We start from the raw sequence: 26207 nt of genomic DNA, 5'->3' as shown, positions 1-26207 counted from the left end.
GACGGTCATCGTCAACTCTCATTGACGACAGTCGTCAACGGTAACTGACGGTAATCATCAACCTCCGTTGATGATTACCGTCATCGTTTCTCCTCCGATACAATCCGCCCGTCCAGCAAATGAATGACCCGGTGGGCAAACTTCGCGTCCCGCTGGGAGTGGGTGACGATAACGACCGTCGTTCCCTGCCGGTTCAGTTCGCTGAGCAGTTCCATTACTTCGAGGCCGTTTGTCGAATCCAGGTTACCCGTCGGCTCATCCGCCAGAATCAGGGGACAGTCGGTTACCACTGCACGGGCAATAGCCACACGTTGCTGCTGGCCACCGGATAATTGCTGCGGGAAATGGCCGGCACGATGGGCGATATTCATACGTTCAAGCACCTCCATCACCTTCTTTTTGCGTTCGGACTTCTTGCTGTTCAGATAGACAAGGGGCAGTTCTACATTTTCATAGACCGTCAGTTCGTCAATCAGGTTGAAGTTCTGGAATACAAAGCCGATATTCCCCTTACGGAAAGAAGTCAGTTGGCTCTCGCTCATCTTATCGATCTCCTTTCCATCGAAGAAGTATTTGCCCGAAGTTGACGAATCAAGCGTTCCCAGGATATTCAGCAAGGTGGACTTGCCACAACCCGAAGGCCCCATGATAGCCACAAACTCGCCTTTCTTTATCTCCAGGCTTACTTCATTCAATGCTTTGGTCTGTACGTCTTCCGTGGTGAAGAGCATAGACAGATTCTCTGTTTTAATCATATGTTCCTATTTATAAATTATTCACTCCTTAAAATATACATCGGTTTCAGGCGGATGATGCGCCATACCTGCCGGGCAATCGTCCCGAAAGCGATACACATCAGTAGCACGAACGCCACCGCATAACTCCACCAGGGCAACGGGATATGAAACGCATAGCTTTCAAGCCAGCTATTCATCAGGAAAGCGGACACGGGAATACCTATCACGGACGCAAGTACCGTAAGGAGCAATAATTCACGCGTCAAAACTACAAAAAGATTCCTTTTACCCGCTCCCAGCACCTTACGTATTCCCACTTCCTTCACCCGCGAGAGGGTCGAGAAAAGCGTGATTACCCACAATCCCAGGCAGGCGACAAAGACGGCCAGCAAAGACGATGCGGCAAATATCCATCCGAAATTCCGGTCTTCCTTATACTGGTTCCTGTTGAAATCGTCGAGGAAGAAATAAGAGAACAACGAAGTCGGGAAGAAATCGCGATAGATTTGTTCTATCTCCGCCAGACGGGCCGGACCGGCCACACCGTCCATGCGGATGGAAATATAGGGTGTCCCGATAATCGGAACGCGGTCTTTCAGGAAGAAGATGATTGGCTTATAAGGGACGGCCAGCGACTGCTGGTAATAGTTCCTCGCCACCCCTATCACCTGGAGAGGGTCTTGCAGCACTTCCATCGTCAGTTGTTTGCCTAAAGCCGCTTCCGCAGAAGGGAAACCCAGGAGGCGGACGGCCTCTTCGTTCAGCACGACCTTATTCAGTTCATCTCCATACTCTTCCGAGAATCCCCTGCCGCAGACCATCTCCGGCGAATAGGTGGCCAGGTAATCGTAATCGACAGCGAACATCTGAATCAGTTTCACCTCGGACGGGTCGCTGCCGAACGGACGGTTGGCAAAATAATTGGCGACCTCCACCCCCGGCACGGCACCGGAAACAGTCACCTGGCGGACATACGTCTTCCGCTTCAGTTCTTTCTTGAAGCTTTCCATCCTGACGGACAGTTCATCTGTAAAAGAGGGATATTTCAATACGATGATCCGGTCTGTCCCGGGAGAAGCGGCCTCCTTCTGCATGTAGCGAACCTGGGAGATAACGACAAACGTGCCCGTTATCAAGATAAAGGAGGCGACAAACTGCACGACAATCAATGTTTTCCGCATCTTATTGCCTTTCCGGCTATGCAATAACTTCCCGCGTATAATATCCGACGGACGGATGCGTGTCAGCAGATAGGAAGGATATAAGCCGGTGAAGAGCGTCCCCAGCCCGGCAATAACTGCTACGGCCAGCCAAAACTGCGGTTGTACTAATATATCGGCACCAAAATCATGTTCCGCCCAGGTATAGACAAGCGGCAGCAATACCTCCAACCAACCGAGCGCAATCAAGGTTGCCAGCAGGTTGACGATGCCGGCCTCCGTCAGTCCCTGCAACAGCATCTGCCGGCGGGAAGCACCGAAGGCTTTACGCACTCCGAACTCTTTTCCCCGTTCCAGGAAACGCGCCACCATCAGGTTCAACGCATTGACCCAGCCTGTCAGCAACAGGGCAATCGCCATCACCGAAAGGATATACACGGCGGTACGGCTGCCTTTCGTCTCCTTCTCATACGACTTCTGCGGAGTCAGGTGAATATCTTTCAATGGGATTAACTCCACCTTCCAGTCCTTATGCTTCAAAGCTGCGGTTTTGTATTTATCTGAAATAGCGGCAAAGGCGTTTTCTATATCTTCCGGTTTTTTCCCCGGTTCCAGGCGGACATACGTATAGACGCCGTGAATATACCAAATATCCTGCCGTTCCTTCGGTATCGTGGAATAAGACAGCAGGAAATCATAATGCAGATGCGAATTGGCCGGCATATCGGCAATAATGCCTGTCACTTCGAAATGTTGTTCGGCTGTCGACGTGCGGAAGGTCAGGATTTTGCCCAACGGCTCCGCCTCGCCGAAATAACGGTGGGCGGCACTTTCCGTCAGCACGGCGGTATTGGGACGGGTCAGCTGGCCGTCTCTCTCCCCTTTCAGAATAGGGAAACGGAAGAGGTCGAAAAAGGTTGGTTCGGCAAAACAATAGCGGCTTTCGGCGAACTGCTTATCCTGGTAGGTAACCACCTGTTCCCGGTCCTGGGCGGTCAGCCGGACGAACTTTTCGATGCCCGGTATCTCCCGGCTCATCACCGGACCGTGGCCGAATGCGGTCGTCGCCCAATTATCCGTCAGCGTTGCTCCCTCATACAAACGGCTTTCGACACGGTACACGCGGTCGCCGTCATGGAAAGAGTCGTAGCTCAGTTCGAAACGGACATAGAGCAAAATCAGCAGGGCGGCAGAGATACACACCGACAGGCCGAAGATATTAATGACCGAAAGTGACTTGCGGGCGCGCTGGCTTTTTATGACTTGAGAGAGATAATCCATCTTTATCCTTTCTGTTATCTGATAATCAATCGTTCGTTTTCACCGAACAGTTCATAGCCGGAGATAATCACTTTCTCTCCCGGTTTCACTCCTTCGGTCACTTCATAATACTGCGGATTCTGGCGGCCTATCTTCACCGGACGGCGACGGGCGACAGTCTCGTCCTCATCCACGACATATACATACAGGCCGCCGCTTGCCTGGTAGAAGCTGCCACGGGGAATCAGGATGGCCTGTACGGGATCACCCAGTTGCAGGTTCAGGTGATAGGTCTGCCCGGCACGGATATTCTCCGGACGTCCTCCGGTAAAATGAAGGTCGGTACGGAACTGGCCGTCGCGCACTTCAGGGTAGACTTTCGTCACTTCCATGTCGTAGGTCTTTCCTTCACGCTCGAAGCTGGCGGGGAGGCCGGGCATCACCCGCTCCACATAATGTTCGTCAATCTTGGCCTCCACCTTCAGTTCGGGGGTGATGACCTGCCCGATACGTTCCCCCTGGGCGATAGACTGCCCTATCTGTGCTTCGAGATTACCCAGCTGGCCGCTGACGGGCGCTTTCACCTTCAGGTTCTCCAACCGTTCGCGGACAAGGGAGAGGCTCCGTTTCATGTTCCGGATATTCTCATCCAGGCTCTCCAACTGGCTGCTGCGGAAAAGGTCGTCCTGGCGGATACGCTGGTCCAACACGACAAGCTGGTCGCGGGCGCTTTCGTAGTCCTCCTTTGCCAGCAGGAAATCTTCACGCGCCAAGAGTTGTTTGTTATACAGGCGTTCGTATTGCCGGTAACGGCGGTCCTTCTGTACCAGTTCTTTGTTGAGGCTGATACGGTCCTGTTGCAGGCGCAGATGTTCCTGTTCCATGCTGATGCGGGTGTTACGGAGTTCGTTCTCCTGATAAGCAAGGTCTGCCTCGCTTTGCAGGATACCGATATTCAGCAGCGGGTTACTCAGGCGGAGGATTACATCGCCGGCCTTGACCTGCGCCCCTTCTTCTATCAGGCGTTCTTCCACCCGGCCACCCTCGATGGCATCAAGGTAGATGATACGGTCCGGGAGCACCTGCCCTATCACACGGATATAATCATTAAACTCACCCTGGACGATGGTGGAGATGGTCAGCCGTTCCTTGTCCACTTTCATGGAGGAAGAGGTATCGCGGAAAATAAAGTAAAGCAGGCAGACCAGGAGGAAAGTGCCTCCTGCCATCGCATACAGATGTTTCTTCTTCAAACGGGATTTCCGTTCGATAGGGGTGTCCATGTTGTTATTCATATCTGTTCTTTGTTGTTATTTTACTAAAAATGAACCGGTACGGTAGAACTCGACCATCCGGTGTTTCAGGTCATATTGCAGCCGGGTACGGGCCAGTTCTGCTTTGGCCTGGATATACAGGTTACGCTTCTCCATCAGTTCGAAGACGGAAACCATCCCTTCCTCCCACTTCTCCTCGTTCTCTTTGAGGGTGGTTGCAGCTGCCTGCAATTGCAGTTTCGCCTGGTGATGTTCCTCTGCCGAAGCCTGTAAGGAAAGGCAGGCATCTTCTATCTCCTTATATAAGGATATTCGTTGCTGGTCGTTGTTATTCCTTATCTGTTGCAGGCGGAAACGCTCTTTCCTGACTGCCGTAAAGCGGGACAAACCGCTGAATATAGGGAAAGATACCCGCAGACCGATATATTTGTTCCAATTGTTTTTCATCTGCTGCCCGAACGAGGAGATATGTCCGTCCGCATCGCGTTCCGTGTCATAGTAACTCGAATAAAGACTGAAATCCGCCCGGATGGAAGGCGAGAAAGCTCCCGACGCGATGGCAAGCGACTTTCGCGACGCCTGTTCCCGCAAATCCATCATCCGGAACTCGGGAAGCGTAGTCTCCGACTCTGCATACACTTCCGGAGCCGAATAACCGGCAAGAAGCGGCAACTCACCGTCATCCCCCTCTCTGTCACTAACGGATAAAGAGTCCGAATCGCGCATCTGCAACAACTCTTTTAGTGCAAGAAAAGAAAGACGCTCCGTCTTCTTCTTCACCGTCTCCTGATAAATATCGCTCTGCAAACGGGCTTTCACCTCCTGAAGGTCAGAGGGTGAACGAAGGCCGAGGTCCACATATTCAAGCATCTGCTCATGGTAACGCTCGCTTAGCTTACGTTGTTCGGCAGCCAGGGCACTCATCTTTCTGTCAAAGATATATACATAATAAGCATCCATCACCTCGAAAGCCACCCGGTTCTCCTCCGCTTTCCCGGCAACGCTGCTCAGTTGCCTGTTCAGCCGGGAGAACTGTGCCCGGTTGATACGTTTGAACCCGTCGAAAACAGGCAATGATATATCGACTCCCAGCGTACTTTCCACGAAAGAAGAGGTGGTATACAAATTCGTTTTCGGGTCAACCGAACGTCCCATCCGTTTCCCGAAAGCCCCGCTGGTACTGACCGAAGGCAGGAAATCTCCTATCGCCGCCGTAAAGTCTTCGCGAGCGATACGGGTATCCAACCGGCTGTTTTTCAGTGCCAGGTTCCTCTCCAGCGCATAGCGCATGCAAGAGTCGACACTCCAGGATTCCTGTGCACCTGCTCCCACTACCGAACCAAACAGCAACAGGCAGGCTAACCTCCATCCATATTTAATTGTTATTTGCATTTTCATCATGTACATGTAAAAGCAAAAGGCGTGCCACATTTCATACTGACTGATTATCATATTCCACAAAAGAAACAGCCTCGCAAAGTGTAAAATATATGGACGCCCGATTGTCAAAAATATGGACGCTGATGTGTCAATCATAAAAAAACAGGCCCTGCTTCTGTGCCGGATACGGGGCCAGCACAGTAGTGTTACCCTCACCAGCACTACTGTGCTGACTGCCTTAGCATACGAGTGCTAATCGGATTAGGACTATAGTGTTATATTATCCTGTTATTAGTGTCAAATATTTTGACGCTCATTTGCAAAGTACCCCGGAAGCCGATACCTTTACGGAAAAATTAATCGTATGCAAACCGGAACAGTTCTCATTGTAGATGATAATAAAAGTGTACTGACTTCGCTCGAATTATTATTGGAAGATGAATTCGAACGGGTAGAGACCGCCTCCAACCCGAACAGCATCTTATCCGTGCTGGATACGATGCCGGTCGACCTTGTCATTCTAGATATGAATTTCTCCGCAGGCGTAAACACCGGAAACGAAGGCCTGTTCTGGCTACGCCGTATCCAGGAAATAGCCCCCGAACTGCCGGTCATCATGCTTACCGCCTACGGAGATGTGGAACTGGCTGTCAAAGCCTTGAAAAGCGGAGCCGTTGATTTTATACTCAAACCCTGGGACAACGAAGTCCTGCTCGAAAAGATACACGCCGCCTTACAAGCCGTAGAACGGGAAAAGGTCAAACAGAAGACCGATCGTAACCGACCCGACCGCCCTGTGGAGCCAGCCATGATCATCGGCCACTCCGCCGTTATGATGAAACTGATCAAGGTCGTGACCAAGGTTGCCAAAACGGATGCGAACATCCTTATCACCGGCGAGAACGGTACGGGTAAAGAAATGCTCGCCCGCGAAATACACCGCCTGTCACTCCGCAGCCGCCGGGAAATGATCAACGTGGACATGGGAGCCGTCAGTGAATCCCTTTTCGAAAGCGAACTGTTCGGACATGAAAAAGGTGCCTTTACCGATGCCCGCGAAAGCCGGCCGGGTAAATTCGAGGCTGCCAGCGGAAGCACCCTGTTTCTGGATGAAATAGGCAACCTCCCGGTCGGCCTGCAAGCCAAACTGCTCGCCGCCCTGCAGAACCGCGAAGTCACCCGATTGGGAAGCAACCGTAAAATCCCGATCGACATACGTCTGATCGCCGCCACCAACCGCGACCTGCCGGAACTGGTGAAGCAATCTCTTTTCCGGGAGGATCTCTACTATCGCATCAACACCATACAAATAGAGATACCGCCTCTCAGGAACCGCCGGGAAGATATTCCCCTTTTCATCGACTACTTCCTGAAAAAGTATACGGCCCTGTACAACCAGCCTGGTCTGACTATCCATCCACAGGCAGCCGCCAAACTGGAACGTTACGACTGGCCGGGCAACATACGCGAACTGCAACATACCATCGAGAAAGCAGTGATCCTGGCCGAGAAAAATGTAATCCGTGCCGCCGACCTCTTTATCCGTCCCGGAAAATCCGTCTCGTTCTCCGATGCCCCCAACCTGGGAGAAGTGGAACGCAAGACGATCGAGGCGGCTATTACCCAGAACGACGGCAACCTGACCGCTGCCGCCGAGCAACTGGGGGTAAGCCGGCAGACCTTATATAACAAACTAAAACGGTTCAACCTGTGAAACGAATGTTCAGCACACGCATCTATCTGAAGATAGTCTTCCAGGTCGCGCTCATCCTCCTTGTTACCGGCGTGGGACTAACGGGTATTATCACCGGTAAAGCCATCATACTGGGATGCGTCACCCTACTGATCGCCTTATGGCTGGTCGGGATCCTCGTCTATTTCCTCAATACATCGAACCGCCGTATCCAACTGTTCCTCGATGCCATCGAAGACAATGAGTCGATGCTTTACTTCCCCGAAAACAGCGGACCGGAAGAACAACGCCGCCTGCATACGGCATTCAACCGCATCCACCGCCTGATGACGGAGAGCAAGCAGAAAGAGTTCGAACGCGAACTGTTACGGAAAGAATACGAGGCATACGACAAGTTGATGCACGTCCTGACCCACGAGATCATGAACTCGATCGCTCCGATCGTCTCCCTCTCAGGCACGCTCCTCTCCTATTACCGGAGCAACGACACGACGAAAAGCTGCGACGAGATCAACGACGCCACCATCCGGAAGACGGTCCGCGGACTGGATACGATCAAGAGCCAGGGACAGAGCCTTATGAACTTCACCAATTCATACCGCCAACTGGCACGGTTGCAGGCTCCCAATCCCAATCCGTTCTCCCTCTCCCGCCAGGTACGCAACATCGAACTGCTGTTCCAGTCGGACCTGCAACGTTTACAGATCGGTCTGACTGTTTACCTCTGCCAGGACGAAATAACAGTCAATGCCGATGAAGAACTGCTCTCACAGGTCTTGATCAACTTGTTGAAAAATGCGATGGAAGCATTGGAAGGACAGGATAACGGTGAAATCTCACTCACGGTAAAACAACCCGGCACCACGACCCTGATCGAAGTAACGGATAACGGGCCGGGCATCCCCCACGATATGCTGGAAGACATTTTCATTCCTTTCTTCACCACCAAGAACAAAGGTACGGGTATCGGCCTGAGCCTTTCACGCCAGATCGTACGGATGCATGGCGGCGAACTCCTGGTCAGTTCACAACCTTACTCCGAAACACGTTTCACTCTCTCACTGCCTAACGCCGGGGAATTTCCACCCGCGAAGTAAGCGGGTAACGCAATCCTTTGGATGATTTGTAATAGACCTCGGCCGCTCCTATCTTCAGCTTGGCACGAATCTTGACCGGGATATGGTTTTCATCGTCCCCGATCCATATTTCGGCGGCCGCCTTGCTTTGGGTGAAAGCGTCGTCAAAAATATCGATATAGAAATGTCGGGTACGGTATTTCAGTGTCTCGTTGCGTTCCACGATCTGCTGCCCGGTATAGCGGAAACTGATGTTGATCCGGTCCCGTCCGATCACCACATGAAACGGAAATTCATCGCCCTGTTTCATGTTATCCCAGTCCAGCGAGCGGAGATACATGGTGGCACCCAGCATATCGAACATACATTGTTCAGAAACGATCATCGTGTCGATCTTCGTCCGTGAAGGCGTATAGCGATGGGAATGGGCCGAAGTCTTCCCTTTACTATAAGAGAATTTCAGGTCGTCGATCAGATAGTAGTCATTCTCATTCACCCGTTTCTCGCTACGGAGCAACAGCATCTCGGGGGTGAAATAACAGTCGATCGTATCGCGCATGGAGAATATCTTCTCAAACATGCCGGAAGTTCGGAATAACAGGTTATAATGATAAGCCGGATTATCCTCATAGCGGGTATCTTTAATGGATAAGGTTGCCTGTCCGGCGCGTGGCATCAGAATACCCCATTTGAAGTACAATTCATATTGCACCTCCTCACCGGCATTGAACCGCTCTTTCACCGGAATAGTCTGCGCACCGGCCACTCCGGAAAGGAGCAACAACAGGACCGGCAGACATAAACCGGTTCCTTTAGAACGGCATGCCCATGCTGCCGCCCATACCGCTATTGCGCGAAGAAGACTTCTGTTGTCCTTCATCTTTGTAATTTCTTTTCTTCTTGGTTGCCTCTTTCGGCTTATTCTTTGTAATCTCGATAGGTTTCTGTTTTGCCCATGGGGTTGCCTTGACATTCCAAGTCTCTTCTACCTGCCAGTTCTGCAATACGTTGTACTGAACTGGCGAATAAAAGACTTCTTCCGGCTGGCGTTTATCGGCATAATTGCCGGTATCCCATTTGCCGTTGTCATTCAGGTCGACCACCAGGCGTGCGTAATACTTGTCCGGTTTCAGGTCCATGAAAAGGACACCGCCGTTCTTCACCTTCGCCTTCCGCACCGGGGCATCACTACCGTTCAGCAATTCCACATAAGCGGTCGTATCAATTCCTTCTACATTAATATATAAGTGTCCGTATTCATCCTCTTTCTTGATCTTGAACTCAGCCGAATACGGTTCGTTCCACTTGCCATAAAGACTGAAGATCGTTGCGGAGTCCACCGACAGGCGATACTCCTCGGCATATTTCCACGGACGGCGAATGAAGTAATTCAGGCTGTTGGCAGAGTCCGGGAAAAGCTCGAAATCAACCGGAGTCCATACCGTATCGACCTTCTGGTCCAGATAGAAGACTTCCTTCGGCAGTTCGAGGATCGGTTCATTGAACGTAACGGATACGGTATCGAACAAGTCCATCGAACCGGGTGCGTCGATCTGCATACCCAGGAAGACGATCGGTTCCGGCTCGTCATCTTTCTTCTTTTTCTTCTTTTCGGGACGACGGCGCATCACAAACTGAAGCGTATCGGTTTGCGGTCGGAGAACATTCAGCGAGTCGCTCTTCGGATACGACAGTTCCACCTGCAACGTATCTTGTTTCCATACCAGCGAATCGGTCAGCCAAAAATTAACGCCTTTTCCCGCCTCCGTTTCCTGTGTAAAGAACCAGTCAGGATTCTCCGGCGTAAAGTTAAGTGGCTTCGGAAGCGGTACGGTATCGAGCGGAGCGTTGAACCGTATGGTCAGCAAGTTTTCCTGCTGCCGCTCCGGTTTCAGCAGATACTGGCGCACGAAGTTTTCCTTGAACAGACGCAATTCGATATCATCCGGGAAATAACGCGTATAGGCAACCGTACGGATCGTATCGATAGTCAGGCTGTCTTTCCAAAGCGTATCCTGCCGGGTGGTCAACTCCAGCGAAGGGATGATAATGGAGTCGTTAAACGCAATCTCCTCGCCCGGCTGGTCGAATTTATAGTCGCGGTTGACATCGTTCAGACCGAAAATACGGTAACTGCCTGGAGAGATATTGCGAATGGTGAACTGTCCTTTATCGTTCGTGCGCGAAGTACGGTCGAAAGGCAGTTTCACAAATGCCGAATCCTCCAGGTTCTTATGCAGACCGATCGTGATACCGGGCATAGGTTCCAGGTTTTCGGCATTCAGCAAGATACCCGATACCTCCAGCGTATCGATCACATCACCGGTAGAGAAGGCAAAGGAGAAATTCTCGAATACATTCTTCTCGTTATTATCGGAGATCGAGTTGGTGAAGTCGATCGTATAAGTCGTATTTTCTTTCAGTGTATCTTTCAGTTCGACCACGACCTTCTTTCCCGCGGCACGGATCACAGGTAATTGCATCTGCGGCGGCGTGATGATTACATTCTCCGACGGCTTGTCCAGCTGAACCAGTTCATCAAACAGAATCTCCACCTTCTTCCCCTTATAATTCGTCTGATTAGGGGCAGGCAGACTGCTTATGAATTTAGGGGGGGTCTCGTCGTAAGGTCCCCCGTTCGGAGAAGCCATATTGGCACACGAATACATGGTTACCAACAGAAACACTCCGCACAGTACCAGCAATAAATCTTTTATATATCTGTTACCCATTCAATCGCTTTTTAATCAGATGGCAAAAATAGGGAAAAATCCGGTGACTAATAGTGATATATACGCTAAATAAGAAATCTTTGCATTCTATAAAGAGGGAATACCCCGTTTCAGATACCTGTACCCGATCCGGCAATACAAACATTTCTTCTTCTCGCAATACTCCCGTTTCAATTGAATCAGCGCCTGACTGTCGCCTGCATGGCAGACTTTTATCCCTGCCCGGCTAAAACCCGAAACAATCGTATTCTTCTCCGGAGGAAGATTTTCAAGGATACGGATTGCACGCTCGCAGTATTCGGGTTGCTTATTCCTGACTCCGTAAGCGAAAAGAATGGGAACTACCGTATTTATCAACAATATACACAAAGAATTCTCCCCGACTGTTTTCTCTTTTATAGCGGAAGCGCTCCGGAAATGATAATGCGTCTCCCAATAAGCGGAAGGTGTGACATGCAGACATTGCTTAATCTCACCGATACTGCCTGCCGTCAGGATAACAGAAAACAAGGTATCGTATTGCATCCAGACAGCCGCCAGTTGCGCCAACTTCAGACAGGGGAAATTGATGGGCCGGGTACGAAGGTTCCTGAATTGAGAACAGTCCAGCGGAGTCAATCCGAATTTATAGCGAAGAAACTGATACTCGCGTTGCAGCAAACGATAATAAGGGCAATCGATTGCTTCATTCAGCATCCCGGCCTGTCCGAACAGCATCGCTTCGACCTGCGAACTGCTGCCGCGTTGCTTCTGAATATACCTGAGCGGTAAGCTCTTGGCAAGACGCTCGAAGATGTCGTTATTCACACCGAAACCGAAATTGCGGGTTAAAGTAATATAAAAGACTTCGTTCCAGTCACCGGCATACTGGTCCAGCAAACGGAATATATCGGCCGTTTTCCGTTCCAGCCGTTCGCCGAGCAGAGCCCCCAGCCACGATGTAATGTGAACGGGCTCCATTTGAGGGATATATCCGGCACAGGGAAGAGAGTTGTCATGATGGAGCAACCAGTCGATATTCCGCACAACCGACTCCGGCACTGCCAGTTCCATTTGCGGAATAACCTCTCCGTTCATCCGGTAAACGATACAGTCCGACACCTCCACAATATGGAGAACAACGGCATCATAAGCCTTGTCCTTATCATGGCGATGAAGCAGCCAGTCGGAGGCTTTGTCATGGATTTCAACACACCCAGCCCACAAAGTACCGTCTATTTTCATCTTTGCATTGAAGAAGTCCGGGCCCGCGTCGGTATTGGGTGTTCCGGGGTCAATGACCGATACTGTACGTCCGTCAGTAGTAAGAAGCGAAGTCGTTGGATACAGTCTGTATTTCCAAACATAATGTAATAAACGTTCCATATTCTTTTCAGAGTTAAGATTTATGCCACAAATCTAATTCATTTTCTTTATATTTGCACCCCTGAAGGCTAAGTTATTAGCTTATTTATTCATTTTATTCTGAAAAGATTATGAAGATTGCACTTATCGGTTACGGAAAGATGGGTAAAACCATCGAGCAGATTGCATTGAACAGAGGACACCAAATCGTCTCTATCGTAGATATAAACAACCCGGAAGAATTTCAGTCAGCTAATTTCAAGAGCGCAGATGTAGCCATCGAGTTCACGACTCCGGCCACGGCATTCGACAATTATATGAAGAGTTTCGCTGCCGGCGTTCCCGTTGTTTCCGGCACAACCGGCTGGCTGGACCGTATCGGCGAAATAAAAGAGAAATGTGAAAAGGAAGGCAAGACATTCTTCTACGCTTCCAATTTCAGCATCGGAGTAAATATCTTTTTCGCCCTCAACAAGTACCTGGCGAAAATCATGAATAATTTTCCTTCCTACAATATCAGCATGACGGAAACGCACCATATCCACAAACTGGATGCTCCGAGCGGTACCGCTATCACACTGGCAGAAGGAATCATTGAAAACGTAGACCGAAAAGACCGTTGGACACTGGAAACAGCCGAACAGCCAACCGACCTGCCAATCCACGCCATCCGCGAAGGCGAAGTGCCGGGCATCCACGAGGTGACCTATGAGTCGGATGTCGACTATATCAGTATCAAACATGACGCCAAGAGCCGCGCAGGTTTCGCACTCGGCGCTGTCGTTGCCGCTGAATTTACCGCCGGGAAGAAAGGCTTTCTGGGTATGGACGATATGCTTAAATTTTAATTCCACATTAGTCAGCAAATGAAACAAATTTCCAAGAAACAATGGATTAAGTTCGGCATCTCTGCCGTGCTGTATATACTCTTTTCAATCTGGATGCAGAACCTCTGGTTGTTGCTCGGGTTGATTGTACTCGTAGATATTTTCCTGACCAAATATATTCCCTGGGGAGCCTGGAAACGGTCAAAGAACCCAGCAGTACGAAATGCGTTGGAATGGGTGGACGATATCCTGTTCGCACTGATTGCCGTCTATTTCATTAATCTGTTCATCTTCCAGAATTATCAGATTCCGAGTTCTTCGTTGGAGAAATCTTTATTGGTAGGCGATTATCTGTTTGTAAGCAAGCTGAGTTACGGTCCGCGTGTCCCGAACACGCCGCTGTCGTTCCCGCTGGTACAGAACACGCTGCCGTTCTTCAACTGTAAATCATATCTGGACTGGCCGGAATGGGGTTACAAACGGGTGAAAGGTTTCGGTCATGTAAAACGCAATGATATCGTGGTGTTCAACTTTCCTGCCGGCGACACAGTCGCCCTGAAACAGCAGAATCCGAGCTATGACGAACTGGTTATGCAGCACGGACGCGAACGTATCTGGATGGATAAAAACACCTTCGGGGATGTAGTCTACCGTCCTGTAGACAAACGTGAAAACTATGTGAAACGTTGCATCGGTATGCCGGGCGACACCATAGAAATACGCGACAACCAGGTATATATCGATGGTAAAGCAGCAGAGAATCCGGAGAATATGCAGTTCTGTTACTATGTCGAAACGGATGGTTCCCCTATCACGGAAGAACAGTTCCGCCTGATGAACGTAAGCAAAGAAGACCGGATACTGGTTTCCAACAACGGATATTACCAGGATTTAATGTCTTTCCTCGGTTTCGAATCGATTGCCCCCGGACAGTACAATCCGGTCTATCGCATGCCGCTGACCAAGAAGGCACTGGCGATAGCCGAGAAACTGCCTATTGTAAAAAAGATTGTAATCGAACCGGATGCATTTTCGGGGTTGACTTATCCGGCATGGTATGAAACAGGTTGGACACGCGACAACTACGGTCCTCTGTGGATTCCGAAGAAAGGGGCGACAATACCGCTGAACGAACGCAACATAGCTCTATACGGCCGTTGCATCAAAAACTACGAAAACAATACACTGGAAGAAAAAGACGGTACATATTATATCAACGGAAAGCCGGAAACAGACTATACATTTAAATATGATTATTACTGGATGATGGGCGACAACCGTCACAACAGTGCCGACAGCCGCTCCTGGGGATTTGTTCCGGAAGACCATATCGTAGGAAAGCCTATCCTTATCTGGTTGTCACTGGATAAAGACCGCAGCCTGTTCGACGGTGGTATCCGCTGGAACCGTCTGTTCCGCATGGTGCATCCGAATTAAGAATAATGACAAAGCGCTCCTTCATATCCGCAGTAAAATGGCTGGTGACAATCGTGTTGCTGGTGGGGGGCGTTATGGTAATCCGTTATTTCTGTATGGAGTCGTATCGCGTATCGACCGACTCCATGGAAGTTGCCCTGCATAAAGGCGATTATATGCTGGTGAACAAGCTCCCGCAAAAAGACAACCCGGGGCGCAACCGGGTAGTTCTATTTACCAGTCCGCTGCTGAAAGATACGACATCGAGCCCATTATTTCTGAGCCGTTGTATCGGTATGCCGGGCGACACAATCCGGATTAGTAATGACGGATACCGGGTAAACGGAAGGCTGATTCCTCATTCCCCCCGGTCACTCAATACTTATATCGTGACACAGGCGGCACAGGAGGAAGTACTGGCAGCACAGAAGAAACTGAATATCCCGCTCAGGGAGATGAAAGAAGAATCGTTCGGCATCTCCTTCAACCTGACTTCCTTTGAGGAATATCAGATACGAGAAGAATTATCGGAAGATGCCAACATCCGTTTCCTTAAAAACCCGATGGATACGTACGAACTGGTTGTTCCCCAAAAAGGCAGAGCCTACCGCCTCAATGCAGCTGCACTCACCGCCTGCCGTGAAGCCATCCGGGCCGAAGCCGGCGACAAGGCCGTGTTCCGTGACGGGAAGTTATTCCTGGACGGTCGGGAAACAGATTTCTTCTTCTTCAATCAGGATTATTACTGGATGCTTTCCGACAATGCCAACGAAGCGGTGGATTCGCGTCACCTAGGATTCATCCCACGCAACCATATCATTGGAAACGCCTGGTTCTGCTGGTACAGCAAAGACCGGCAACGAATTTTTAAACCCGTAAACTAATCATGCAACCTGTATATATTTCTTCAGCCTACCTGGGCCCGGTACAACAATACTGCAAACTCTACCAATTTGAAGAGGTACGGATAGAAACAGCCGAAAACTATCTGAAGCAAACCTACCGCAACCGCTGTACAATCGCGGCTGCCAATGGTCCGCTGTCACTCTCCGTCCCCATCGTCAAGCCCGACACGCTGAAATGCCCGACTAAGGATATCCGCATATCCGACCACGGGAACTGGCGCCACCTGCATTGGAATGCACTGGTCTCGGCTTATAATATGAGTCCGTTCTTTGAATATTATGAGGAAGATTTCGCACCGTTCTACGAGAAGAAATATGAGTTCCTGTTTGATTTCAACGAGGAGCTGCGCATGCTGGTCTGCCGGTTGCTGGACCTGCAACCGAACGTTGTCTATACGGAAGCTTACATGCCGGAAGTACCGAACGATTTCCGGGAAATCATCCGCCCGAAACACGAAGGGGAAGATTCCGCCTTTCTCCCGCAACCCTATTATCAGGTATTTCGGGATAAATTCGGATTCCTCCCCAACTTAAGTATCGTAGACTTACTATTCAATATGGGACCGGAAGGAATACTCGTCCTGCGGGATTCCATCGCCCACCGATAGCAGTTACTTGTTCAGGTCTTCAAAAAGGAACTTACCAACGCTGAACTTCACACTCAGACGTTTCGGGATAATAACAACCTCACCTGTCTTGGGATTGCGGGCCGGACGACTGTTCTGCTCTCTTGGAGAAAGAGTACCAAAGCCTTTCAGCACTATTGGGTCCCTCTGGCGAAGTGCATTAGTCGCAACAGAACAAAATGCTTCAAGCATTGCATCTACATCTTTCTTACTACAACCACTTTCAGCAGCTATAGCTGCAATTAAATCTGACCGTTTCATTTGCTTTTATTATTAAATTACTACCATCCATCAACTAAATAGGCACTGATGAATCAATTTCGAACAATCTCCTGAATAACTTGATTTTTAATGGGAGCAAACGTACTCAAAATTATTATCATATACAATATAAAAGCAATTATCGGTTCATTATTCTTGCATTTTTTTCAGATTGGGCTAATTATAACCGGAAGTGAACGGCAACATCCGGTTATAATATAGTATATCAACCGTTTTCAGAGTTATATTCTATTTGTAGTCAGTATCCCGGATTGCCTCCAGCAACTTCTCCATATCTTCCGGAAACACATCGCCGATATTACCGATACGGAAAGTATCCGCATCGGATATTTTACCCGGATAAATCACAAATCCTTTCTGCTTCAGAGCAGCATAGAATGCATTAAAATCAAAGCCTGCATGCGGATAAAGGAAAGAAGTGATAATCGGACCCTGGGAAGCATCGGGAAGCAAGGTCTTGAAACCTTGTGCACGCATTCCGTCAACCAATGTACGGTGGTTCTTTTTATAACGTTCGTAACGGGCGGCAATACCTCCTTCTTCGTTCAGCTCTTTCATAGCCTGGTAAAAGGCACGGACTACATGTGTGGGAGACGTGAAACGCCATTTACCTCCACCCTTCTCCATCGTTTCCCACTGGTCATAGATATCCAGTGACAATGAACGGGCCACACCCTTGCAAGCCATCAGCTTTTCCCTCTTTGCAATGATAAAACCGAAACCGGGAACTCCCTGGATACATTTATTGGCACTACTCACCAGGAAGTCGATATCCAGCTTCTTCATGTCGATCGGTACACCGCCAAAGCTGCTCATGGCATCGACAATAAAAGTGATGCCCTTGCCGCGAATGACTTCCGCCACCTCTTCAATCGGGTTCAGCAGGCCGGTCGTCGTTTCGCTGTGTACCATCGAAAGATGAGTAATGCCCGGATTCTCTTCAAGGGCACGGCGGGCAACTTCGCCTGTTATCAGTTCCGTTTCGTGCAAAGAGACCAGGACATGGTCGATATGGTAATATCCGGCAATCTGCGCCATACGTTTTCCGTAAGCGCCGTTGGCAAGGATAAGCAATTTGTCGGTCGGTTTCACGGCGGCTCCGATGGTTGCTTCCACACAGTAGGTTCCGCTGCCTTGCAGGAGCACATCGGTATATTCGTTTTCATCCAGTCCGGCGATAGCCAGCAGACCTTTACGGATTGGGGTTACGATTCCTCCATTATAATCTTTATCCCAGGTACACCAATCCTGGAGCATGGCTTCGCGCACGGTCTGTGACGTACTTAATGGGCCGGGTGTCAGCAAAAGATAATTTCTCATATTTAATGATAGCTATTATGTCCTTATTTTATCTGTTAATTTTCTCAATGCAAGCAGGAAGTTCCGTGATGTTGTCCAATACGAAATGGGCACCGGCAGCCAACATGCGTTCACGCACTTCGTGTTTCAGTCCGGCCAGTTCGTCGGCAGAGCGGCGGTTGTATTCTTCTTCCGAAAGCCCCATCTCGTTGCTTCCCGTTATAAGACCGACAGTCCATACTTTCGCATTCACTCCCTCTTTAATATCGGCAATCGTATCACCCACCTTCACCACATTATCCACCGACGGGATAGCCAGGTCAATCATATTCTTATAAATCATATAGGGAGCCGGACGGCCTGCGGGGACATCATCGGGAGTCACCAGGTTGTCCACCACATAACCTTTTGCGGCGGCACCCGGACGGACCACGTCCATCATAGCTTGCGTATAGCCGGTTGTCGAACCAATCTTCAGTCCGTCTTCACGTAACAGTCGGATAGTATCCAGTACACCGGGTATCGGAGTCGTAAAGTTTTTCAGGGAAGCGAACAGATGCTTTTCGAAACTCTGATACATCTCGTTCACGTCGTCCATATTCCAGTCGCGGCCATAACGTGCACGGAATTTATCATTCACCTCCGGCATATTCAGAATAGCCTTGATATGGTCTATTTTAAGAAGTCCCATCGGCTCACGTGCCTGACGGTAAGTAATGTCTATTCCTTTTTCTTCCGAAAAGACTTTCAGGAAGGCGTTCAAAGGAGCGAAACAACCAAAATCGACGGCCGTTCCGGCCCAGTCCATAATTACACACGAAATCTTCTTCATAACTTTATATACTAGTTTTTATTATTTCTCTCAGGCTACGGTGATGGCATTCTGCGGAGTGGCTTCAAGTGTCTCTTCCCTGGCGGCTGTCATACCCGTTTCTTTACGGAAACGTTGATGCAAATATACGAAAGAACAGATGAAAGTGATACAACAAAAGATGCCAACATAACCGGCTAGTTGATTATAAAATACCGCCCAATTAATATGGGGGTTACAAAACTCTTTCAGGATAAGAACCAATACGGTTCCGGTGTATCCCAGGAAGTCTGTCGTCACGATAAAGAACCCTACATTTCCACGTATCTTGAAACAGGCGATGAACCGGTCGAAAAAGATAGTCTGGAAAGTCAGATAGGCAATATACAGGCACAGGCTCTGAATAAACAGCCATGTCACAGGCGACAGACGGAACCGGTCCTGCCCGAAAGAAACGACCGACATTGCAATCATTCCCACGATGATAAGACCGAACAGGACGGATAATGCTTTCAGATTGTCTTTCACAAAGACCATCAAACCAAATATCCCCAGGATAATCAATGTCACCACACTGTCAATCTGGGCAAAAAGCCAGGGAGAATAAGCAGTGACATCTATGATATTCACCAGGAAGTCTTCTTTTATATCCCGCAGGACTACAATGGCTATGTTTGCCACGAAAAGCATACTGAGGAAAGGCATAAAGCTCTTAAACAACTCCCAGCGCTGCTGTCCGTTCAACGTTTCGCGTTCAGACTTCATGGCGATGTCTTCTTTGTTAGGCTCCGGAAGTTTGTTCAGCGCACAACCGAGCAACAACAAAAGGGGAAGCGCAACGCCACCAATCAGGGCCGGCATCCAGAACTCGTTCACATGGAGATGGTTCATGACATACAACCCGACAGACTTGGCCGTACCCGAACTAATCACCATACTGACTCCCAGCAGGCTTGCCAGAATATCCGTCACCCGGCGTCCTTCGATAAAACTGAAAATGACTCCCCACATACATCCCAGCGACAACCCGTTCAGAAACATGGCAGCCACATTGAACGGCGTGGAAAGCAATCCGAATAAAATAAGCGAAGACTCCGCCAGCAGCACAGAAGTGAGGATAAACTTAAACCGTTCTTCCGGTTTCAACTCGGAAATCAGCTTAATCCCTATGAATTTGGAAATAACATATCCCAGTATCTGTGAGATTGTCACCACCACTTTATAATCCAAATCGAAGAATTCCGCATTTTCAAAGGAGGCAGCCGTAAAAGGTTTGCGTAATGCATATACTAATGAATAGGATAACAAGGCGGCACCTCCGGCCCAAAGGATAAAAAGGAAATCGGAAAGACGTTTCCGGGTTGTTTCGTTGATATGTAACAAATTATTCATCATGCTGTCGTTTTGTTTTCGACGGCAAAAGTATCCCGGAGATGTTACAGGAATATTACTGAACACATGAATATGTATTATTAATATATAACTAAATATCAATAAATTATAAAGAAATATTTATGTAACATTCATGTAACGGAAATGCAACAAACGGGGCGTTATTTTGTATTGTATTAAAGAAAATGTTACATGATGAATGACTTCTCAGAACTCTACAAAAGGATTGAATATTTAAGGAACAACGGTACGAAGATGAAAGAAATAGCCGATTGGGTGGGAATGGCTCCGAGCGTATTGTCATCGCTCTATACGACCGTCTTGCCCGCCTATTTTGAATCGGCCAAAACAATGCCGCAGGAAGAGGCGCTCGACCAGGCGCTATCGCTGGTTAATAACGTATCCAAAAGAAAACTGCTTTCAGGACTGGAAAACACGCTGAACCGACTCGACGAACTGGAACCGGCGGCATTGCACACACAGAAAGGGATTCCTTTCATCGAGTCGCTCAACGAGGAATTATCTCTTTCCGCCCGGAAGACGACCAACATCTGCGGGTTATATACCAGCTATAGTCTCTCTTCCTCCAGCGATTGCCTGAAATGCGAACCTTATATAATCACATTGTCCGACAATAAAGACCATATCCGTATCGGCCGGCTCAATGCATACGATGAAGTGCAATGGGGCATCGGGGTAAACGGGGACCCTCAAAACTTCTATTGCATGTTCAGTGAAAATCCGGTTCCCCCGTTAACGCTGGTTACTGTCTATCTGCAAATTCCCATGTTCAAGAATCCCCGCCAGCTGCGCGGTTTATATCTGGGACTGGATTACAACCGCAATCCGGTCGCCCGCCGTATCGTCCTCATAAAGGAATCGGAAAGTACGGACATCGAAGAGTTTCTGGCAATGAAAAACGGCCTGATAGCCAAAGAAGACTTCACGCCCGAACAACAATCCTATTACGACTACACCTGCCAGACCGGCGATTACATCAAAATGTGCACCGTCCCTTCTCTCCGCATGGACGAAAGCGACCTGATAAAAGAAAAGAAGATGCTGGCATTATAAAGCCGGCATCTTCTTCCCTGACAGTTCCTTTATAAACTCCGTATAGTTTCCTTACAATTTCCTTATTAGGAAACTGTAGTTTCCTGCCTTGGAAACTCGCGTTCCCTGCCTAGGAAATTACAGTTCCCTGCCCGGGGAACTACAGTTTCCTGAAACAGAAACTACGAGGAAAATGTAATCGGCTAGCGGATAACATTATAAGACATTTTGCCCGGGTACCGTTTTTCATCCTTATTCCTTTTGGAATTTACGGCTTACTTTCACCAGATTTGCAGTAAACGATACAACGTTCTGCGCTTCCTGCACCATATTCAGATAGACCATGCTTACCTTCGTACTTCCGCTCTGTCCCTGTATACGTTTCAATTCACCTTTCTTCAGGGCGGTGAGCTGGTTGGTCAAGGAGACGGATTCGACTATGACATCGTCCAGACGATGATAATCGTTCGTTTCAATCATGACAGCGCAACGTTTCAGATAAGTAATGATGCTCTCCGTCATTTTGCTGAAATCTTCTTTCTGAATATCGTTGAGCGGACTGAAGTTATTATCCACATGCTCCTTGCTGGGTTCTGTCAGACGGCGGACACTGAAGATAATCTCGCTGGCGAAATCATTCCCCTGATAATAATACAATCCCTTTTCGACGGCAATATCGTGTTCCAGATGCGTTACGCCCAGCGTACCGACACGTTTTACTTGCTTCAGATGTATCTTTTTCTCTTCTATTTCATTCAGGACTTTACGCAGCTCCCGGAGATTCTCATTCATGAAACCATGGACGGAGCGGTCGAGTGCATCCGCAGTAAACAGCAATACCGACTGTAATTCTTCGCGGCTATGTTCACGAAACAAAGAAAGGGCTTCACGGCTGTCTGTCGTATCACGCAGTTTGGCAACTGTCGTGTTCACTTCTTCCTTCAGGGCTTCTTTCTTCATCTTTTTCTTATAAGCAATCTGGCTACGTATCAACATATAAACTGCCAGGCCGACCATCGCTGCCATCGCTGCAATGCCTCCGAAATGAATAACGATAGCAACCAGGAAGCAAATCGTAAAAGCAGCTCCCGCCGTAATAAACCATCCGCCTATAACCGACAGCACACCGGTAATACGGTAAACCGCACTTTCCCGTCCCCAGGCACGGTCGGCCAACGAACTACCCATTGCCACCATAAAAGCCACGTAAGTCGTTGAAAGCGGCAGCTTCAGAGAAGTACCCAACGCAATCAGCAATCCCGAAAGTACCACATTAACCGAAGCACGGACCAGGTCAAAGCTGGCTTTGTCTTCCAGAATAATTTCATCATTATTAAAACGGCTGTCAATCCAGTCCTTTACTTTCGGCGGAACCACACTCAGAATCGTACTGGAAGCATTATTGCAAGTGCGGACCAGCATACGTGCCACCGGTGATGTTCCGAAACTCTCGTTTCCTTCCGACTGGCGGGATAAATCCAGCGAAGTCTTCACCACATTATGCGCTTTCTTGGAAGTAGCCAGTGCAATCACCATCACCAGCCCCGAACCGACCAGGAAATACCAGGGTGTCTGAGCCGGAGCAAGCAGCGAACCCATCAGGAATGTATCCGTCGTCGTCGTTCCCCCCTGCGCCATCAAATCCATATAGGAAGAATAGCCAACCAGAGGAACACCGATAAAGTTCACCAGGTCATTTCCGGCAAAAGCCAATGCCAAGGCAAAAGTACCCAGCATCACAATAATCTTGAATACATTCACCTTCAGCCAGTGAAGGATTTGCATCAGGATAGTAAAGAAAATAAAAGCACCCCACACCACCATGCTGGTATTGCCGTAAATAAGCTCTTTCAGATTGCCGGTCATAAAAGAACTTTCCTTCAACCCTTTTATCAGCATAAAATAAAGGATGGAAGTAGCCGCCAGGCCGCCAAACAGCGCTATAAAGTATTTTGTATGTTTCTTATAATTAAATGTAAAGATGAGACGTGAAATATACTGTACCACGCTTCCGAAGAAGAAAGCAATCGCTACAGAAAGGAAGATGGCGAGAATCACGGTAAAAGCCTTATCGGTATTCAGCAAATCCCCCAACTGCAAAGCACCGTTGGAATTGGCTATCTTGACCAGTGACAGGGCCACCGTACCTCCCAGCAATTCAAACACAAGCGAAACGGTCGTCGATGTCGGCATCCCCAATGAATTAAAGATATCGAGCAGTACGACATCGGTCAGCATAACAGCCAGCAGGATACACATAATCTCAGAGAAAAAGAAGTGTTGCGGCTGATAAATCCCATGCCGGGCAATATCCATCATACCGTTAGACAAAGAAGCGCCGACAAAAATACCGATTGCGGCGATGACCATAATAGTTTTAAACGATGCGGCCCTCGAACCGATTGCAGAATTCAAAAAGTTTACTGCGTCATTACTGACTCCGACCGACAGGTCAAATACCGCCAGCACGAAAAGAAAAATTACGAGGAACAGATAGAATGTTTCCATAAATGAGTGTTACATATTCGACAACAAAGGTCTGAAACAATTATTTCACATGTGTTACACAGATATTACAAACATGTTACAATTGTTAAAACGCCCTTATTATTAAAACAAGGGAGAAAAAAGAAAGTTATCACACTAAGGGTTTTTCTTCTAAAATGCGACTACAATATCATAGTTATTAACTTTCAATCATTGACCGACCATAAAGATGACATACTGCAATGGCTCTGTGAAATGGCATTGACCGATTCCCAAGCTGCTTTTAAATCGTTATACCTGACTTACTTCCAAAGGTTAATACGATTTACGAGACTCTATGTTTCCTCCACAGTGGAAGCAGAAGAAATTGTTTCCGATACTTTCCTGGCAGTATGGAATAATAGAAAATCTCTACTGAAAGTAACGAATTTCGATTCTTACATTTATTCTATCGCCAGACATAAAGCTATCAGCTATTACCGTTCCATACACATGGAACAAATAGAATTGAACGAACTTTCAATAGACCTTTTCATCCATACGGAAACAACTCCGGAAGACGACCTCATTTCCAAAGAAAAAATCAACCAACTAAATAATGCCATTGAAGCATTGCCGGCAAAATGCAAAACGGCATTCAAGTTAGTCCGTGAAGATAAGCTCAAATATAAAGAGGTAGCAGCTATATTGGAAATTTCCGTAAAAACACTTGAAGCCCACCTTGCTACTGCTATCAAAAAACTACGCGAATTTCTTAGAAAAGAAGAATAAATAAAAAAGTCACCGCTATCCCTCAATACTCCCGAACCGAAACAAACATCAACAGCCTGTTGTTCTTTTCAAAACAACAATATATAGAAATCATCCTTTTATCGGCCAAAAGATAAAGTGGCAGAAAACAAAATGAAATTTGTCTGACCTTTAATACCAATTGCTTGAATTACGAAACAAATCATTGTCACAAATCACATACATTTGTAATATAAAACTTATTGGGAAATAAGGGGGTCGGTTAAGTTAGAGAGGGAAACGCCCGGAGTCAAATCCGGACTTTCCCTTTCGTTTTTTTGTCTCTTTCAAACTACAATATTTCTTTCCATACCAGTAGGGGTATTTTCAAAATTCCTGTCTTAGTAATAAACGATATAACTCGGTCTATAACCAATATCTTTACAATATCACTTCGATTTTTTCCATTTTTTTCGTTCCTTTACAGTTTCAATACTGTAAAGGAACATTTTTCATGAGACGGATAACACCCTTATTTCTACTTATTCTATTTGCTTTTTCAGTTTTTGCAACGCCGGATTCTTCACCTATCGACTGGAAATTATCAGGCCGTTTATTCCTGGATGGCGGTGTTTATATTCATTCTCCCAAAGAGTTACATGCCGGAGCGCATATCGCAGATGTCCGGCTGGCAGCTAAAGTCCGTATCTATTCGAACTGGTATACCAAAATAGATGTAGGCTTTGCAAACAATAAGATAACACTGAAAGATGCATTCACCGAATATGGCAAAGACGGAAATTATTTCCGTGCCGGTTATATGCTCGGCTATTACAGTATAGACCAGTCCACCAGCACAAATGATTTAATTTTCAACACAGCCTCCAATGTGGCGGAAACTTTCTATCCGGATCGCAGAATAGGCATATCCTACACACGTTCCCTTCCTTCTTATTATTTATCAGCCGGTGCTTTTTGCGGTGACGGACTCAGCTTCTCCGAGACAACCAAACCCGGTTATAACTTTTCCGGACGTGTCGTCTGGCGCCCAATAAATTCTCCGGGACAATTATTCCATATAGGCACAGGAGCTTTATTCAAAGTCCCTGATGAAAATACGGAAACCGGTGAACAACAAATCCGGTTAAAGACAAAAGGCGTTACTTATATTCCATCCCCCCGAACGTTAGATTTGACATTCAAACATGCCAAAAATCAGGTTCAGTCGAACGTAGAATGCCTGTTGTTTCAAAAAAAATGGCTGTTACAAACAGAGTTTCTTTACACGAAAATCAAACAAAATTCTTCCCAACCCTCCTATTCCGCCCACGGAGGATATATATTGGGCGGATTCCTCCTAAAAGGGAGCAAATATGCTTACGATGCACTCGATGCAATACCGGTAATGCCTGAAGACCCACATTCTATTCTGCTTGCCTGCCGTTACAACTATACGAACCTGAATGATTTCAGCAGCCATATCACAGGAGGAAGCCAGCACGACGTATCCATCGGCATCAATTATTATTTCAACAAATACATTTCTTCCCGCCTGAACTACGCACATCTTTGGATGGACAAGTATTCTGCATTGGGTAAATGCGAAATCAATATGATGCAGGTTCGATTGCAGGTACGGTTTTAATTATAAAATTAATACTATTTTTTCAATTTACAACTAAGGGTTTTTCCATATACGTTACGACTATAATACTAGAAGTAAC

21 protein-coding genes are annotated in these 26207 nt (G+C 47.9%); 9 read left to right on the top strand and 12 right to left on the bottom strand.

The window, feature by feature from the left end:
• Positions 1-80: 80 nt before the first annotated feature.
• Genes DWW91_RS01595 through DWW91_RS01580 form a run of 4 tightly spaced genes read right to left on the bottom strand, consistent with a single transcriptional unit; the run spans position 81 to position 5823 of the window.
• A complete protein-coding gene (locus tag DWW91_RS01595; protein ID WP_009860654.1) occupies positions 81-755 on the bottom strand; it encodes an ABC transporter ATP-binding protein in 675 nt (224 codons plus the stop codon).
• A 17-nt stretch (positions 756-772) separates the two neighbouring features.
• Positions 773-3178 (bottom strand): FtsX-like permease family protein, encoded by a 2406-nt coding sequence (locus tag DWW91_RS01590; RefSeq protein ID WP_122326740.1) that lies wholly within the window; start codon positions 3176-3178, stop codon positions 773-775.
• A gap of 14 nt (positions 3179-3192) precedes the next feature.
• Positions 3193-4440 (bottom strand): efflux RND transporter periplasmic adaptor subunit, encoded by a 1248-nt coding sequence (locus tag DWW91_RS01585; protein ID WP_122326839.1) that lies wholly within the window; start codon positions 4438-4440, stop codon positions 3193-3195.
• 27 nt (positions 4441-4467) lie between these two features.
• Positions 4468-5823 (bottom strand): TolC family protein, encoded by a 1356-nt coding sequence (locus DWW91_RS01580; protein WP_233584377.1) that lies wholly within the window; start codon positions 5821-5823, stop codon positions 4468-4470.
• Between the two features lie 352 nt (positions 5824-6175).
• On the opposite strand from DWW91_RS01580, the gene DWW91_RS01575 reads away from it, so the two are divergent.
• Both DWW91_RS01575 and DWW91_RS01570 read left to right on the top strand, forming a co-directional pair.
• Positions 6176-7525, top strand: a complete 1350-nt coding sequence (locus DWW91_RS01575) for a sigma-54 dependent transcriptional regulator (protein ID WP_010801328.1) — start codon at positions 6176-6178, stop codon at positions 7523-7525.
• Positions 7526-7530: 5 nt separating this feature from the next.
• Entirely contained in the window at positions 7531-8601 is a 1071-nt protein-coding gene (locus tag DWW91_RS01570) for a PAS domain-containing sensor histidine kinase (protein WP_044215006.1), read from the top strand.
• On the opposite strand, the gene DWW91_RS01565 is transcribed toward DWW91_RS01570, so the two are convergent.
• The 3 genes from DWW91_RS01565 to DWW91_RS01555 all read right to left on the bottom strand — a co-directional run bounded on the left by DWW91_RS01565 (position 8570) and on the right by DWW91_RS01555 (position 12677).
• Positions 8570-9460 carry a DUF3108 domain-containing protein gene (locus DWW91_RS01565; protein ID WP_044245328.1) on the bottom strand — a complete coding sequence of 297 codons (891 nt, stop codon included), beginning with the start codon at positions 9458-9460 and terminating at the stop codon, positions 8570-8572. The two genes, DWW91_RS01570 and DWW91_RS01565, sit on opposite strands and share 32 nt — an antisense overlap.
• Positions 9393-11312 carry an Ig-like domain-containing protein gene (locus tag DWW91_RS01560; RefSeq protein WP_122326738.1) on the bottom strand — a complete coding sequence of 640 codons (1920 nt, stop codon included), beginning with the start codon at positions 11310-11312 and terminating at the stop codon, positions 9393-9395. Before DWW91_RS01560 ends, DWW91_RS01565 begins: the two co-directional genes overlap by 68 nt.
• Positions 11313-11399: 87 nt before the next feature.
• Complete coding sequence (locus tag DWW91_RS01555) at positions 11400-12677, bottom strand: DUF2851 family protein (protein WP_122326737.1); 1278 nt, start codon at positions 12675-12677, stop codon at positions 11400-11402.
• Between the two features lie 110 nt (positions 12678-12787).
• Here DWW91_RS01555 and dapB point away from each other — a divergent pair, with 110 nt between their 5' ends.
• From dapB to DWW91_RS01535, 4 genes are read left to right on the top strand one after another with little or no spacing between them, the layout of a single operon-like run.
• A complete protein-coding gene (dapB, locus tag DWW91_RS01550; RefSeq protein ID WP_010801324.1) occupies positions 12788-13504 on the top strand; it encodes a 4-hydroxy-tetrahydrodipicolinate reductase in 717 nt (238 codons plus the stop codon).
• An 18-nt stretch (positions 13505-13522) separates the two neighbouring features.
• On the top strand, positions 13523-14920 hold the full coding sequence (gene lepB, locus DWW91_RS01545) for a signal peptidase I (RefSeq protein WP_009860644.1): 1398 nt from the start codon (positions 13523-13525) through the stop codon (positions 14918-14920).
• Positions 14921-14925: 5 nt separating this feature from the next.
• The gene (lepB, locus tag DWW91_RS01540; RefSeq protein WP_122326736.1) at positions 14926-15783 is read left to right on the top strand and encodes a signal peptidase I; all 858 of its coding nucleotides are present in this window, start codon (positions 14926-14928) and stop codon (positions 15781-15783) included.
• Positions 15784-15785: 2 nt separating this feature from the next.
• A complete protein-coding gene (locus DWW91_RS01535) occupies positions 15786-16412 on the top strand; it encodes a WbqC family protein (protein ID WP_009860642.1) in 627 nt (208 codons plus the stop codon).
• Between the two features lie 3 nt (positions 16413-16415).
• Here the strand turns inward: DWW91_RS01535 and DWW91_RS01530 are convergent, their stop codons facing one another.
• From DWW91_RS01530 to DWW91_RS01515, 4 genes are all read right to left on the bottom strand, one after another.
• Positions 16416-16691: an HU family DNA-binding protein gene (locus tag DWW91_RS01530; RefSeq protein WP_009860641.1), complete on the bottom strand. Its 276-nt coding sequence runs from the start codon at positions 16689-16691 to the stop codon at positions 16416-16418.
• A 249-nt stretch (positions 16692-16940) separates the two neighbouring features.
• Positions 16941-18032 (bottom strand): 2-aminoethylphosphonate--pyruvate transaminase, encoded by a 1092-nt coding sequence (gene phnW, locus DWW91_RS01525; protein WP_122326735.1) that lies wholly within the window; start codon positions 18030-18032, stop codon positions 16941-16943.
• 28 nt (positions 18033-18060) lie between these two features.
• Positions 18061-18843, bottom strand: coding sequence for a phosphonoacetaldehyde hydrolase (gene phnX / locus DWW91_RS01520; RefSeq protein WP_046145755.1), 783 nt, complete (start codon positions 18841-18843; stop codon positions 18061-18063).
• Between the two features lie 30 nt (positions 18844-18873).
• Positions 18874-20214: a DUF5690 family protein gene (locus DWW91_RS01515; RefSeq protein WP_046146458.1), complete on the bottom strand. Its 1341-nt coding sequence runs from the start codon at positions 20212-20214 to the stop codon at positions 18874-18876.
• A gap of 195 nt (positions 20215-20409) precedes the next feature.
• On the opposite strand from DWW91_RS01515, the gene DWW91_RS01510 reads away from it, so the two are divergent.
• Positions 20410-21288 carry a hypothetical protein gene (locus DWW91_RS01510; protein ID WP_044215106.1) on the top strand — a complete coding sequence of 293 codons (879 nt, stop codon included), beginning with the start codon at positions 20410-20412 and terminating at the stop codon, positions 21286-21288.
• Between the two features lie 231 nt (positions 21289-21519).
• On the opposite strand, the gene DWW91_RS01505 is transcribed toward DWW91_RS01510, so the two are convergent.
• Entirely contained in the window at positions 21520-23775 is a 2256-nt protein-coding gene (locus tag DWW91_RS01505; protein ID WP_009860636.1) for an inorganic phosphate transporter, read from the bottom strand.
• Between the two features lie 234 nt (positions 23776-24009).
• Here DWW91_RS01505 and DWW91_RS01500 point away from each other — a divergent pair, with 234 nt between their 5' ends.
• A complete protein-coding gene (locus DWW91_RS01500; protein WP_180334977.1) occupies positions 24010-24525 on the top strand; it encodes an RNA polymerase sigma-70 factor in 516 nt (171 codons plus the stop codon).
• Between the two features lie 472 nt (positions 24526-24997).
• A complete protein-coding gene (locus DWW91_RS01495) occupies positions 24998-26128 on the top strand; it encodes an OprO/OprP family phosphate-selective porin (protein WP_009860634.1) in 1131 nt (376 codons plus the stop codon).
• Positions 26129-26207: the final 79 nt, after the last annotated feature.

This window comes from Parabacteroides sp. AF17-3 (assembly GCF_003635445.1).
Classification (GTDB): domain Bacteria; phylum Bacteroidota; class Bacteroidia; order Bacteroidales; family Tannerellaceae; genus Parabacteroides; species Parabacteroides goldsteinii.
The sequence above is the reverse complement of the archived record's forward strand: the minus strand, read 5'-3'. Positions and strand labels throughout refer to the sequence as shown.